Consider the following 12,432-nt stretch of genomic DNA (forward strand, 5'->3'; position numbering starts at 1 on the left):
TTCCCCACTCGTCGCCGCGGCCATCTGCGGCCGATCAATCGGTCTCCGTCGGACCTCGCCGCAAACTCTACGACGACCTGTCGTAGACTGACCGGACCCGCGCAACTAAGGTGGTTGGCCATGACCGCGTCCAGCAACGACGAGGCCGTAACCGAACTGGCCTTGGCAGCCGCGCGCGGGAACGAGCGAGCTCTCGAAGCCTTCATCAAGGCCACCCAGCAAGACGTATGGCGGTTCGTCACCTACCTTTCCGACGCGGGCAGCGCCGACGATCTGACTCAGGAAACCTTCCTGCGGGCAATCGGGGCGATCGAGCGGTTCGCCGGCCGCTCCAGCGCCCGCACCTGGCTGCTGTCCATCGCGCGCCGCGTGGTCGCCGATCACATTCGCCACATCCAGTCGCGGCCACGCGCCACCCCGGGTGCCAACCCCGAGCACGTGCGCAACGGCGACCGGCACGCGCGCGGATTCGAGGACGTGGTCGAGGTGACGACGATGATCGCCAACCTCGCTCCCGAGCAACGCGAGGCGCTGCTGCTGACCCAGCTGCTCGGGCTGCCCTACGCCGACGCCGCCGCCGTGTGCGGCTGCCCGGTGGGCACCATCCGGTCCCGTGTCGCCCGGGCCCGCGATGCGCTGCTGGCCGACGCGGAACGCGACGACCTGACCGGTTAGGCTTGGCGCGCAACCCAATCCGCGGCTTGTTCGACGGTGTCGGCCTTGTGCACGTCCTTCGGCAGCGGCGGGCGGTCCACCATGACCACCGGGATGTCCAGTGCCACAGCGGCATCCAACTTCGCCTTCGTCATGTCGCCACCGCTGTTCTTGGTCACCAGGGCGTCGATGCGGTGCTCGCGCATGATCGCGATTTCGCTGTCGTAGTCATATGGCCCCCGGGACAACAGCAACTGGTGGTTTCGGGGTAAGGCATGGACATCGGGTTCGGTGACCGCGCGGATCAAAAACCACGCGTCGCTGCCGACGAAGGCGCTGGTGCCCGAGCGGCCGGTGGTGAGAAATATCCGTTCATAGCGTTGGGCAGCAACGGCTTTCGCGGCTTCGCTGTCGGATGTGACGACTGTTGCGGCGCCGTGATCCCAGGGCGGGCGGGCCAGCACCAGGTGATTGATGCGCAGTTCTTTACAGGCCTGCGCGGCGTGCGCGGTCATGGTCGCCGCGAACGGGTGGGTGGCGTCGACAACCGCGTCGATGTCGTGTTCTCGCAACCAGCTTTTGAGGCCGTCTACACCGCCGAACCCGCCGATGCGCACTTCACCGACGGGCAGCGCCGGGTCGGGGACCCGCCCGGCCAGTGAGCTGATCACGTCGACATCGGGGTGCAAGGTCTTGGCGAGCGCGCGGCCCTCGGCGGTGCCCCCGAGCAGCAGCACTCGCATCAGTGTGGGCCTTTTGCTCGGCGCGCGGTCGAGTATAGGTAGCTGTCGGTAAAGCCTTCGGCGGCAAGCACGTCGCCGACGATGATGACGGCGGTCTTGGTGATGTCGGCCTCGTGCATCTGGTCGGCGATGTCGGACAGCGTGCCGCGCAAGGTTACTTCTTGCGGCCAGCTCGCGAAAGCAACGACCGCTGTTGGGGTTTCGGGCCGGTAGCCGGCTTTAAGGAGTTGCGGAACAATGGTGTCGATCTGGGCAGCAGCCAGATGCAGTACCAGTGTGCCGCCCGATTGGGCGAGGGTATGCAGGTCTTCGCCGGCCGGCATGGCGGTCGACAGCGTCGATACCCGGGTCAGCGTGACGGTCTGCGCCACTCCCGGGACGGTGAGCTCGCGGTTGAGGGCGGCGGCCGCTGCGGCGAAAGCCGGTACACCAGGCACGATTTCGTAGCCGATTCCCAGCGCGTCGAGTCGTCGGCACTGCTCGGCAAGGGCGCTGTACAGCGACGGATCACCGGAGTGCAGCCGGGCGACGTCGTGACCTTTGTCACTCGAATCGGCGAGTTCAGCGACGATCTGCTCGAGCGTCAACGGACCGGTGTCAACGATTTTCGCGCCGGGCGGACACAGGGCCAGCAGCTCGTCCGGCATGATCGAACCCGCGTACAGGCACGTTTCGCATCGTTGCAGAAGTCGTTGGCCGCGAACGGTGATCAGGTCGGCGGCCCCGGGGCCGGCGCCGATGAAGTAAACGGTCACTTCGTCACCGCCCACTGCGTGACCGGGTATTGCGGGCGCCAGCCGGTGAAGTCGCCCAGCGGTTCGCCCTGGTAGAGCTGAAAGCGTCGCAGTTCACCGCCGATTGTCGAGTGCGCGCGTAGCAGTTCAGCTTCCGATTCTGTGGTCACGACGTTGGCGACCAGTCGGCCGCCTGGTGGAAGGCGGTCAAGGCAGGCATCGAGAAGGCCGGGATGGGTAAGTCCGCCACCGATGAAGATGGCGTCGGGCGTCGGGGCACCGTCGAACTCGCCCGGCGCTTGGCCGCGCACGTCGATCGTGACGCCGAAGGCGACGGCATTGAATTCGATGTTGGCGCAACGTTTCTCGTCTTGCTCGAAGGCCACGGCGGTGCAGGTGGGCCAACTGCGACACCACTCGACGGCGATGCTGCCCGCCCCAGCGCCGACGTCCCACAACCGCTCGCCGGGCCGAGGCTGGAGGGCCGCGAGGGTGACCGCCCGGATGCCGTGCTTGGTGATCTGTCCGTCGTGTGCGAACGCTTCGTCGGGCAATGGCGTGACGCGTTCGTCGGGCAGGTAGCGGATGGCGATCACGTTGAGGTCGTCGACGTTGCTGTTGACCCAGTTGCGGGCGACGCCGTCGCGGCGGCGTTCGGCCGGGCCGCCCAGTTGTTCGAGCACGCTGATTTCGGAGTCGCCGCGGCCGTGTGCAGTGAGCAATTCTGTGAGGGCTCGTGGTGTTGCGCTGCTTTGCGACAGCACGATCGCTTGGCCGCCGCGGCGTACCGCGGTGCTCGGCGGAGCGGTGACCAGGCTGATCACCTCGGTGTCGTGGACGTTCCACCCCATTCGGGCGCAGGCCAGCGTCACCGATGAGACGTGCGGTACTACGCGGACGTTTTCGGTGCCGTAGATGCGGATCAGGGTGCCGCCGATACCGTGCATGAGCGGGTCGCCGCTAGCGACGATGTGGATGTCTGGGCCGTCGACCGGAAGTGCTTGCAGCGCAGGCAGCATCGGCGACGGCCACTCGATGCGCTTGGCGGCGAGTGTGTCGTCGAGCAATGCGAGTTGCCTTTCGGCACCGTAAATAACTGTGGCCGTTTGCAATTCGCGTCTTGATTTTGCGGAGAGACCGGCCATGCCGTCGGCGCCGATGCCGACCACGACGATCATCGCGGCATCCTGCGCCAGACGAACTGCGGCAGCATCCGCATGACGGCCGCCGCGGGTCCCAACGCCCACGGGATCCACACCGTGCGCCGGCCCTTGGTGAGGGCCCGGGCCGTCGCGGCGGCCACCTGTTCCGGGGTGCTGGATAGCGGAGCCGGGGTCATGCCCTCTGTCATACGCCCGATGACGAATCCCGGGCGCGAGATGAGCAGGTGCACGCCGGTGCCGTGCAGCGCGTCGGCTAGGCCGCTGGCGAAGCCGTCGAGCCCGGCCTTGGCCGAACCGTAGACGTAATTGGCCCGACGCACGCGGGCGCCGGCGATCGAGGAGAACACCACCAACGATCCGCGGTTTGAGGCGCGCATGGCGTTGGCCAGATGAGTAAGCATGCTGACCTGGGCGACGTAGTCGGTGTGCACGACGGCCACGGCGTGGTCGGCATCGGCCTCGGCGCGGGCCTGATCGCCGAGGATCCCGAAGGCCAGCACGGCGGTGCCGATGGGCCCGTGCTCGGCGATGACTTCGGCGACCAGCGGGCCGTGCGAGGCCAGGTCGTCGGCGTCGAATTCACGGGTGTGGACCGCCTTCGCGCCGGCAGTTTTGACCGCGGTGACCTGCTCGTCGAGCTGATCGGCTCGGCGCGCGGCCAGCACCACCGTTGCTCCTTTCGCAAGGTGGCATGCGAGTTCAATGCCGATCTCGCTGCGGCCGCCGAGAATTAGAACTGGACCTGCGCCCGTGTCGTCCACGGCTGCGATTATCACCTGCGCTAGCGTGGACGGTGATGGCGAACACCACGACGCGGCTCACCAACGACGCTTTGGCCTTTCTGTCCGAACGTCATCTGGCGATGCTGACGACGCTGCGGGCGGACAACTCGCCGCACGTGGTGGCCGTCGGATTCACCTTCGATCCCACGACTCACATCGCGCGGGTGATCACGAGTGGGGGCACGCAGAAGGCTGTCAACGCCGACCGTGCCGGGGTGGCCGTGCTCAGCCAGGTCGATGGCGCACGATGGATATCACTCGAGGGCCGGTCCAAGGTCAACAACGATGCCGATGCCGTGCGCGATGCCGAGCTGCGGTATGCGCAGCGCTACCGCACGCCCCGGCCGAATCCACGACGCGTGGTCATCGAGGTGCAGATCGAGCGGGTGCTTGGGTCCTCAGATCTGCTCGACCGTGGCGGCGAGTAAGCCAATCTCGTTTACCTCTCTACACAGGGGTTCCACGATTATTGCCGGGCCTTTGTAGCAGTAGATCATCGTGCTCATGCTTACGACAAGCCTGTACGAATTCGATCGCCGCTGTGCGGTCACCTAGAAAATTGCGATATTGATCTGGCGTTAGTTCATAATACTCTTCGTAGTCAACGATGCCATTGCTTACCGGTATTGACGCATAATGTCGACCGGAGACGGACTCGATTCCGATTGAGTATCTGTCGTCTCTCGAAAAGTACGTGTCTTCAAATTTCATACGATTTTCGCAGCCTCCATACGATCACCGAGAGTTCCACCCTACGCGTCGCCCTACCTCGTGAAGCACTTCTGCCGATAGCTCCGGATGCCGCTCGTGAAGTCGCCTTAAGATATTGTTAAGCCCTTCTTCCAACGTCATGCTGCCCCATTCGATGGGCATACTCACAGCCGCGCGAATGGAGATCGGAAACCCACATGCTCTGCATTGCTGCCTCGGCTGATCCAAAAACTTGGAGCAGCTTAGTTTTATCTACCCCTGGAATAGCGGTGTCTTTCACAGCGACGATGATCGCGGAGTTAAGGGTGTCTGGGTTCAAGGTTCAGCTTCTCAGCGCTCGAAGCTAGTCGTCACAGAACCGTCTCACGGTCAATGATCATAATTTTAGTCGCATTCGGGTTATCCATAGCCATGGTAGTTCGAGTTCCCTAGACGTTATCGGTACGATCGATTCGATTCGATAACGGCGTGAACCTGGCCTACGACGTTCTCGGCCAACATTCCGGCTGCTGAGGTCGCCAGACCTACTCGACCGCAGCGGCGAGTAGTTTAAGGCGGATAGCCCTCCAGAATTATCGGAGTTCAAAGATCGGCTTTCCGTCCGGATCGAGAACAGCGGTGCAGATGTCTTCAATTGTTGCCGTCAGATATAAAGACAGTTTGACGAGATCGGCAGTTCCAGTTGTTTGATCCGTACTGCCAATAGCGACGAGAGTGCTATCTGCCTTGATTAAAGCCCAGTGTTCAACATCATCGAATCCTCGCATCTCAATATTGAAGCCGGGCGACAATTCCTCCCGTGAGGTTGGCACCTTTACCCGAGGCAAGCTTCGCTGACTTCTTATCTCCAAACCAAATCTGCCAAATAGATATCGCTCAATGGTTCTCATTAAAGGCGCAGCCAATATAAATTGTTCAGGACCCATCCGGTCGGAGTCTGTGATGACAAAAAGGCCATTCTCACTTCGGCGGCCTATCAGAAGACGAATCTCACCTAAGGACGCCGAGAATGTTGCTCGTCCATCCGCCGTCTGGGATCCGTGGGCAACACTATAACCTGCAACCTTGGCCCAAGCCGCCAGTTCCGGTGCGATTTCTACGGGCTCAGTCATCGCAACACGCCCCCGATCTCGATTAGTTCTTCGACCGTCATCGCCCTTCCCGCACTGTCGAGTATTCGAACTTGAATCGACCCACCCGGTTGGCCCAACCCAGGAGCGACTTCCGAAACTTCAATTTTCCAGCCCTTCGGAACATTTTCGAGCACATAGGCATGGTACGGATCGGCGAGGCTGTTGACATGGAGCGCGCGCTCCTCCCATGACACCGGTCGACCGTCTTCCATCGCTGCCAAAAACTTACCCGAGTCTTTACCAATTCGATCTAACTCTCTGCCGTAGAACTTAGCGAACTGATCTAGATCCGTAAAAGCAACTTTTGTACCCGGAACTGCACCAGCGTTACCTGGAAAATTCATCCATTGATCGCCTGTCGGGCTCAATTTATTGAAACGCTCGGCGTATTGCTGCTCAGTATATGCGTGACCTAGTGGGTCGCGCCCAAAAGGTGCCTCCGGATCACGCATCAGACTCGCGACCGACGGCGTGATGGTGTCTGGATCGGCGGGGCTCTCTACGAAGTCCCAATGTTCAGGCAGAGGCTCGCCATAATGCGGGTCGATCTGTTCATCCGGAAGTCGATGCCATCCATTGCCCGAAGGCTCGTGGGAATGCACCGGATCTTTTGGCTCATCGTCCCGCGGGCCCCCAAGATCATGTGTCGGCGGCCCATCACCATGGCCGCCAGAAGGGCTGCCATCGCCGAGTTCATTCGGTCTTCCACCGCCCGGTGCGCCGCCGCCCGGCTCATGCCAGCTCCGTCCACCCGGTGCGGGCAATTCTGGCGGATGGCCGCCGCCTGGCGGTGCCGCAAGATGTGGAACTGATCCGTTGGGCGCCGCCGATGGGAGCGCCGGTGCGTGCTGCGCTGAGGGCGCGGCTGGCGATGTTTCAAGCGGAGCACCATCGGCCGCCAGCGGGACGCGAGACGGATTGGGTTCTTCGGGCTGCGGATTGCGTGACGGCAAGTGCTCGGTCGATGCGGCCGACACCGGTGCGGGCTCTCGTGGGCCGGCCGGGGGCGCTGACACTGGTTCGTGCGGAACGACCGGCGACTCTGGGCGACCCGGGGCCGAACCACCCGGCGCTGTTGGCGAATGAGGTGCTGGCGTACCTGGCGGGGCAGATTCCACGGGCCGCGGTTGCGGCGCGTGTGGAACCTCAGCCGGTGGCGCGCTGACCGGACGGCCGCCAGCCGGAAGGTCTGTCTTGGGCAAATCAAGTTTGAGGTTGTCGAGGTCTCTCGTCAGGTCGGTGCCGACCTTGCCAATGTCGCCTAGCGCACCGGTCGTCGACGCAAACTCCCCGACCTCGCCGACCCGCCCTGCCGCGCCTGCGCTTTCTGCGGCGTCTTCGGCGCCACGCGCAGCCGCAGATCCTGCTTTCGCCCCCACGCCGGCCTCTCCGAATCCAGGCAGAAATAAGGTCGCGCCATCGAAGACGTTCTCCCCGACTCCCAAGCCCGGCCGAGCTGTGCTCCAATCATCAAGGTGCAGAAGGGATTTCCACATCTGCAGGTCAGCAGTCCCGCCTTCCCGTGGATGCAGAATGAGGTTAAGCGTGCCTGCTTTGAACTGGCTCTGCACCATGTCCTGCCACGTGGTCTCCGCTCCCTTGGGATCGAGGAGCAACCACGGTGCTGCTAAATCGCTTAGGCCTAGGGCCGTTTGGGCGGCTCCTTTGACAACTCCCTCATTTGCGTTGACGAAAGTGTCGAAAACAGTGGCGGCCTGGTTTCCGACTGCGTCGCCCAGGAAGTGGGTGAACTGGCCGCGCGTGAACTTCTCCATGTCTACGACCAGGCCGTCGGCGACCTGCATCAGCAGTCTGATCCCGTGCTCGAATTCTCGCGCTTGCCGTCCCAAGTCGTGCAATACGGCGTTGACGTCACGCGCGATCTCTTTGACTTCTTCGAGCGCATCGCCGTCGAGTATCGAGACGACGTCATGCCAGACGTCAGTCAGCGACTCCAAGCGGTGCAACAGGTTTCGGATGTCGTTTTGCGCACGGACAACCTCGTTGGCAAAGTCGTCGAGTTTGCCTGCCAATTCCCCGCACTGCGCGCCCAACTTCGTCATATTGCCGCCTATGACGGACAGCACGTGATCTATCTTTTCGCCCTCGGGGATCTGCTGGGCACCCACTAGCGTCCTGGACCCATTCAGGGCCCCTTGCATTCCGCTCACCGCCGAAGCGAACGTGCGCCAGCACCCGGCTGCCGCGTGCAACCCCGCCACGTCGCCGTTAGGCCACACATCGTCGACGAATGACTGCACGACCGCCCACAACAGTGGCGGGGGCTCCCCTGGGCCCAATGTTGCCGGTGGCCCGGGAGCGCCGATCTTGGTCGGCTCCGCTGGCGCCGGCAGCACACTGGCACCGCCGCCAAGCTTCGAGGCAGCTTCGGCCGTCGACCAGTTCGACGCGTCGACTTGGATCATGACGCCATTGCGCCGACACGCATTGATCGCTGCCGCAGCAGCATTCAACAACGACTCCGCTGACGCCTGATACGACAGCCCAAACACCTCACCGGCGACATCCAGACCCGTGTTGGCGCTAAAACCCGCCGCCAACACGGTCATGGCCGCGTCCAGACCGTCGCCCGCCGCAAGCACGGCGCTGCCCGCAGCGGACAGCGCGTCTGGGTCGACAGCAATAGGGGCCACACGCGAGATTTTTGCCTGGGCAGGCCGTCGACGCTATTCACCCGCAACTCATTGATTGCCAGTGGCGTCGGGGATGTCGGCGGCGTCTGGGCCAGGTGTCTGCGACCGCCAGCGGCGTAGTGAATTGACCAGCATTCACACCGCCGTTAACCTCGCCACTAAGGCATGGGGGCACGTAAATCGTGGTAGCCGGGAGGGTGACATGGTCGTCGACACTGCCCTGCTCCCCACAGTTCCGTGTGGGAGGTCGAAATGACCGGCGACCGGATACAAATAGACCTCGATTCGCTGGCGAAATTGGGCGGCGGGCCGCCACCTCCGGGGATAACGCCCGATCAGCTCGCTACAGGCCGCTCGCTCATGAGCCAATTACTGAGAATCTTTGGGATAGCTGCTAATACGGGTGATCCCGCCGACATGTCTGGTACCGAGTCCGGCTATGCCGAACGAAGCACGAAAACCGGTGACGCTCTGGCCAAATTCCCTGCAAACGAAGCAGAGTCAGCCGGGAAGTTAGGCGGTGCCGGCAGCCCCGCCGAGATGGCTCAGCAGATCCCGCAGATGATCTCCGGAGTCGCCGGCGGTATCTCGGGTGCCATGCAAGGTTTGCTGCAACCGTTAAGCCAGCTTCCGCAGCAGGCTGCTCAAATCGGACAGCAGATGATGCAAGCCGGCATGGGGGCGATGCAGCACGGCGCCGGAGAAGCGGCGGCCATCCCGGGTGAACTGACGGGATCGACCAGCGGCGCCGGTGCAGGCGCGCGCGGTGGCGGTGTGGGCGGCGGCGGACTCGGCGGCGCCACCACGCCGACAGGAGGCCTCAATCCACTGCCCGCACCATCAGCCGGCACTGAGCCCGCGTCAGCGCGCTCCACGTCGATACCACCACCAAGCCCCGCGGCGCCGACGAGTGCATCGAGGGGCGGGATGGGCGCGATGCCGATGATGCCGCCCGGTGCGATGCATGGAGCCGGTGGCGGCGGCAAGGATGAGAAGCCCGATACCAAACGCATTGTCGCGCCGTCTGTGAAGAATGGGGCTCCGGTCCAGGGCCGAATCACGACGCCTCCGCCCGTGGCAGAGGTCGTAAAACGTGTTGAGGGTAAACCGGTTGCGAGCCGCCGCATCATCTTGCCGGACCGGACGCGGGATGACGATGATTCAGACTCAAACCGTTAGAAGAACGGTGCACGCCGTTAGTTGCACACCAGATCACCTTCGCTGGAACGCATTTCGATACTCATTGCGACTTAGTCAGTCAGAGCCCTGCGGCGGCGCCGAGAATCAGATACCTTCCGCAATCGTGGACGGGCGATAGGATCGGGCTGTGACGGACCTCACTCCACCTCCACCGATGCCGCCACTCCCACAGCCTTGGCAGCCATCGCTACCCGTTCGGCCTACGCGACAGTGGCCGATGTTTGCATTTTTCACAGTTGCACTCTTAGTGACCCTCGCCGTTGCGATCGTCGGCTGGTTCCGACCTGCGCCAGCAAAGCCGCCCGCCGCGCCTACGTACACCGACCAACAGGTTGCTAAGGCCAAAGCCAAGGTGTGCGCAGCATACGAAAAAGTACGCAACTCGATAAGTGCGAGTACAGCGCGAGACAGAGGCGCCGATCCCACGTCCCAGCTCGTGTTCGCCATTAACGGACAGCAGGCGATTTTTACTGGAAGCGAGTACCTTCGAACCACGCTTGCTCAAGAGCCGGCAACTTCAAGCGAACTAGCCAAAACGATTCGACAATTAACGGACATTTATCAAGAGCTCGTCATTGAATATCAAAATAACTTGCCAGATTCAGAAGAGGCACCGACGGTGCGCGCCGCCGATGATACTGCGGTGGCCGTTCAAAGACTTTGCAAATGATTTTTCCTCCAGACGAATGGTCTTTTCTGCTAATCGGCAAACAATGGCCTTATGACGAGGACTTGGCGCACTATCTCACGGCAAGCTAAATCGCGGACAGATCAAGTCGGGTTTCATGCACTTTGCGGATCTGTTGCGTGGCGCCCAAACCGGACCGCTGTCCCAACACGAGGGCTATACGATCGACGACCTCCGCAGCGCCTTTAGCCGAGGCGAGGAGCACGCTCGAGAGGTAGCCGAGAAGAACGGTGCCAAAGAGAGAGCGCGTATGGTACCGCCTTCGACAGCATGGTAAGCCTCCAGCATGCTCTAGCTAATGTGGCCGATGAAGGCAATCAGCAAATCAAAGAAATTCAAAACTCAAAACAACCGGTTGAAATCAAAGTGCCACAGAATCGTCGAGGCGATCCACCGCTACCGAGCTCAGGCAAATATAGTCGCAGCCAAGTACAGCGGAAACGTTTCTGATGCAATGCAGAAGGTTCTCAACGCCGGCATGCCCGGGCAATCCGGTCGCCAATTCGCCCAGTCGCACGGCCTCGAAATGGGCCAGATGTTCAGGGGACCGAATCAGGAGAATCTTCAGGAGCAGGTTAAGGGAATCCTCAACAGCAGCCACACAACCGGTGGCCTGCCGCCAGATCTCAATACCCGTCCGCCGGCCTCGACCTCGCCGACAGGGCTAAACACACCAGCTCCCACCGCCCAGGGACAGCAAGCTCCAGTTGCTCCAGGCTCGCCGCCACGCCTGATGCCAGGTGTCAACCGGCCGCCCGCGCCGCCCGTTTCAGCAGCACCAGCTACCCCCGCCCCAGCCACGGGGCCTATGCCTGGCGCGCCCTCGCTGTCGCACGGGGGCACCCCATCATTAGGGGTGCCAGCAGGTGGAGGCGCCCAAAGCGTTCCGCCCGTCACGGCAACACCCCTAACGGGCGCACCAACCGCGCCTGCAAGCCCGGTTCAACCGGTCATCCCGGCCGACTTGGTGCATAGCTTCGACAAGGGAATGCAAGCGGGAACACCGATTTCGGCGACGGCTGGCGCCGTGCCGCCGCCTCAGCCCCCAGAGCCGCAAGCCCCACCGACAACGCCAACGTCCGGCATGGGCAGCGTCCCTGTCAATGCGCCCGGACGCGGGATGACGATGACACGGACGCGAACAATTTGTGACGCTTGTCGGGCGATCGCTCACCACCGTCGGCATCACGGAAATCTTTGCCCGAGAGCATGTTACGGCTGATTTCGTTGGCTGCGGCATTGGAGCCGAACGATTGATGTGCTCCAGTCTGAAGGTCATGTACTGGCCAAGTTGGTGCGCCAATTGCGCTGCCGTTGCGAAGCCTTAAGTGACTACCGGTATCGCGACAGGACGATACGATAAATGCCGTGTCGAACTTCGGACCGCTTTCTTCGTCGCCTGTTCCGCCGCCCTGGCCAGAAGGGCTGCCGCCCCCACGCACGCGGCAGTGGCCGATGTTCACCTTCCTACTCGTCGCCTTGCTGTTGACGCTCGGTGTCGCCATTGTCGGATGGTTCCGACCCGTACCGGCTAAATCTCCGGGGCCGACGACATACACCGATCAACAGATCGCGGAAGCTAAAGCGAAGGTGTGTTCCACCTATGAGCAGGTACGTAAGGCCGTTGTTACCAATACGAGCCGCAACGGCGGCGATGACCCCACTGCAACCCTCGCTGTAGCTGCGAATGCACGAGCTGCACTCTATAACGGCGGAGATTACCTTTCGAAAGCGTTGAGGCAAGAACCAGCGGCCCCACCTGAGCTAACAAAAGCAATAAATACGCTGGTTAATTCGTATCAGAAACTGGCGATCGATTTTCTGTCCGATGCCCCCGACTCTGAACAACAAACATCGCGCGATGCGGTTAGCAACGCCGGCACGGCAGTTTACGGCCTTTGCAAATGAGTCCATTTCCTCCCGGCGAGTGGTCCATGCTCCTTGTAGGCCATCAATGGCCTTATGATCAG

The 12,432-nt window shown here is 62.2% G+C and carries 12 protein-coding genes; 5 read left to right on the forward strand and 7 right to left on the reverse strand.

Going from position 1 to position 12,432, the window contains the following annotated elements; genetic code table 11:
• Positions 1-120 precede the first annotated feature (120 nt).
• Positions 121-675, forward strand: a complete 555-nt coding sequence (gene sigC, locus MJO58_RS15825) for an RNA polymerase sigma factor SigC (RefSeq protein ID WP_239723306.1) — start codon at positions 121-123, stop codon at positions 673-675.
• On the opposite strand, the gene MJO58_RS15830 is transcribed toward sigC, so the two are convergent.
• The 4 genes from MJO58_RS15830 to dprE2 are packed head-to-tail and all read right to left on the reverse strand — an operon-like array spanning position 672 to position 4,055.
• The gene (locus MJO58_RS15830; protein WP_239720006.1) at positions 672-1,397 is read right to left on the reverse strand and encodes a cobalt-precorrin-6A reductase; all 726 of its coding nucleotides are present in this window, start codon (positions 1,395-1,397) and stop codon (positions 672-674) included. The genes sigC and MJO58_RS15830 overlap by 4 nt on opposite strands.
• Positions 1,397-2,152 carry a precorrin-4 C(11)-methyltransferase gene (cobM, locus tag MJO58_RS15835; protein ID WP_239720007.1) on the reverse strand — a complete coding sequence of 252 codons (756 nt, stop codon included), beginning with the start codon at positions 2,150-2,152 and terminating at the stop codon, positions 1,397-1,399. The genes MJO58_RS15830 and cobM overlap by 1 nt, the downstream gene beginning before the upstream one ends.
• Complete coding sequence (gene cbiE / locus MJO58_RS15840) at positions 2,149-3,309, reverse strand: precorrin-6y C5,15-methyltransferase (decarboxylating) subunit CbiE (RefSeq protein ID WP_239720008.1); 1,161 nt, start codon at positions 3,307-3,309, stop codon at positions 2,149-2,151. Before cbiE ends, cobM begins: the two co-directional genes overlap by 4 nt.
• Complete coding sequence (gene dprE2 / locus MJO58_RS15845) at positions 3,306-4,055, reverse strand: decaprenylphospho-beta-D-erythro-pentofuranosid-2-ulose 2-reductase (protein WP_239720009.1); 750 nt, start codon at positions 4,053-4,055, stop codon at positions 3,306-3,308. Before dprE2 ends, cbiE begins: the two co-directional genes overlap by 4 nt.
• A gap of 35 nt (positions 4,056-4,090) precedes the next feature.
• On the opposite strand from dprE2, the gene MJO58_RS15850 reads away from it, so the two are divergent.
• Positions 4,091-4,504, forward strand: a complete 414-nt coding sequence (locus MJO58_RS15850) for a F420-dependent biliverdin reductase (protein WP_090603160.1) — start codon at positions 4,091-4,093, stop codon at positions 4,502-4,504.
• Between the two features lie 19 nt (positions 4,505-4,523).
• Here the strand turns inward: MJO58_RS15850 and MJO58_RS15855 are convergent, their stop codons facing one another.
• The 3 genes from MJO58_RS15855 to MJO58_RS28730 all read right to left on the reverse strand — a co-directional run bounded on the left by MJO58_RS15855 (position 4,524) and on the right by MJO58_RS28730 (position 8,574).
• Entirely contained in the window at positions 4,524-4,787 is a 264-nt protein-coding gene (locus tag MJO58_RS15855) for a hypothetical protein (RefSeq protein WP_239720010.1), read from the reverse strand.
• A gap of 572 nt (positions 4,788-5,359) precedes the next feature.
• Complete coding sequence (locus MJO58_RS15860) at positions 5,360-5,899, reverse strand: TNT antitoxin family protein (protein ID WP_239720011.1); 540 nt, start codon at positions 5,897-5,899, stop codon at positions 5,360-5,362.
• On the reverse strand, positions 5,896-8,574 hold the full coding sequence (locus MJO58_RS28730; RefSeq protein WP_276553168.1) for a glycohydrolase toxin TNT-related protein: 2,679 nt from the start codon (positions 8,572-8,574) through the stop codon (positions 5,896-5,898). The genes MJO58_RS15860 and MJO58_RS28730 overlap by 4 nt, the downstream gene beginning before the upstream one ends.
• 252 nt (positions 8,575-8,826) lie before the next feature.
• Here MJO58_RS28730 and MJO58_RS15870 point away from each other — a divergent pair, with 252 nt between their 5' ends.
• From MJO58_RS15870 to MJO58_RS15880, 3 genes are all read left to right on the forward strand, one after another.
• On the forward strand, positions 8,827-9,753 hold the full coding sequence (locus MJO58_RS15870) for a hypothetical protein (protein ID WP_239720012.1): 927 nt from the start codon (positions 8,827-8,829) through the stop codon (positions 9,751-9,753).
• A gap of 238 nt (positions 9,754-9,991) precedes the next feature.
• The gene (locus MJO58_RS15875; RefSeq protein WP_239720013.1) at positions 9,992-10,444 is read left to right on the forward strand and encodes a hypothetical protein; all 453 of its coding nucleotides are present in this window, start codon (positions 9,992-9,994) and stop codon (positions 10,442-10,444) included.
• A gap of 1,386 nt (positions 10,445-11,830) precedes the next feature.
• Positions 11,831-12,370 (forward strand): hypothetical protein, encoded by a 540-nt coding sequence (locus MJO58_RS15880; RefSeq protein WP_239720014.1) that lies wholly within the window; start codon positions 11,831-11,833, stop codon positions 12,368-12,370.
• The last annotated feature ends 62 nt before the right edge of the window (positions 12,371-12,432 follow it).

The organism is Mycobacterium lentiflavum (assembly GCF_022374895.2).
Taxonomy (GTDB): Bacteria; Actinomycetota; Actinomycetes; order Mycobacteriales; family Mycobacteriaceae; genus Mycobacterium; species Mycobacterium lentiflavum.

Bases quoted from the DNA above. Each gene is read 5' to 3' on its own strand.
- cbiE (WP_239720008.1), bottom strand. From the start codon at position 3,309: ATGATCGTCGTGGTCGGCATCGGCGCCGACGGCATGGCCGGTCTCTCC.
- MJO58_RS15875 (WP_239720013.1), top strand. From the start codon at position 9,992: ATGTTTGCATTTTTCACAGTTGCACTCTTAGTGACCCTCGCCGTTGCG.
- MJO58_RS15830 (WP_239720006.1), bottom strand. From the start codon at position 1,397: ATGCGAGTGCTGCTGCTCGGGGGCACCGCCGAGGGCCGCGCGCTCGCC.
- MJO58_RS15860 (WP_239720011.1), bottom strand. From the start codon at position 5,899: ATGACTGAGCCCGTAGAAATCGCACCGGAACTGGCGGCTTGGGCCAAG.
- sigC (WP_239723306.1), top strand. From the start codon at position 121: ATGACCGCGTCCAGCAACGACGAGGCCGTAACCGAACTGGCCTTGGCA.
- MJO58_RS15855 (WP_239720010.1), bottom strand. From the start codon at position 4,787: ATGAAATTTGAAGACACGTACTTTTCGAGAGACGACAGATACTCAATC.
- MJO58_RS15870 (WP_239720012.1), top strand. From the start codon at position 8,827: ATGACCGGCGACCGGATACAAATAGACCTCGATTCGCTGGCGAAATTG.
- MJO58_RS15850 (WP_090603160.1), top strand. From the start codon at position 4,091: ATGGCGAACACCACGACGCGGCTCACCAACGACGCTTTGGCCTTTCTG.